This window comes from Achromobacter sp. Marseille-Q0513 (assembly GCF_018195695.1).
Classification (GTDB): Bacteria; Pseudomonadota; Gammaproteobacteria; order Burkholderiales; family Burkholderiaceae_B; genus Achromobacter.
Genome location: NZ_JAGTJY010000516.1, coordinates 1 through 462, shown reverse-complemented (window position 1 = coordinate 462; position 462 = coordinate 1). Strand labels below are relative to the sequence as shown.

Below are 462 nucleotides of genomic sequence, written 5' to 3'. Positions count from 1 at the left end.
ACCAGGAAGCGGACCACATAGAAACCCGTTTCGTTGGTCACAAGGGCCGTGCACGCCGAAGCGATGCCCCACGTGACCATGATCCGCATGATCCACAAGCGCGCGCCCACGCGATGCAGGATCATGTTGCTGGGCACTTCGAACAATAGATAGCCGACAAAGAAAACGCTGGCGCCCAGGCCGTAGACGGCATCGCTGAGTCCCAGGTCGCTTTGCATCTGCAGCTTGGCGAAGCTGATATTGACGCGATCCAGATAGGCGATCACCCAGCAAATCCCCAGCAAGGGAATGAACCGCCAAAACACCTGCGCATAGATCGCAGTGTCCCGCGCGACGCCGGCGTCTCCGCCGGCCGCCTCCGCGCGACTCAAGGTCGTATGGTTCATGCGTGTCTCCTGTTTCTTATGGGAATGCGAGCGGACCGACGGCCGGTCCGGGCCGTTTCTGTTTCTTCTAATAGGT

Annotated in this window: 1 protein-coding gene; it reads right to left on the bottom strand. The window is 59.5% G+C overall.

Translation table 11 applies throughout. The annotated features are described in order from the left end of the window. Positions 1-386, bottom strand: a 386-nt coding sequence (locus tag KDH83_RS31555; RefSeq protein WP_212323112.1) for an MFS transporter, incomplete at its 3' end; no start/stop codon positions are given. Between the last annotated feature and the right edge of the window lie 76 nt (positions 387-462).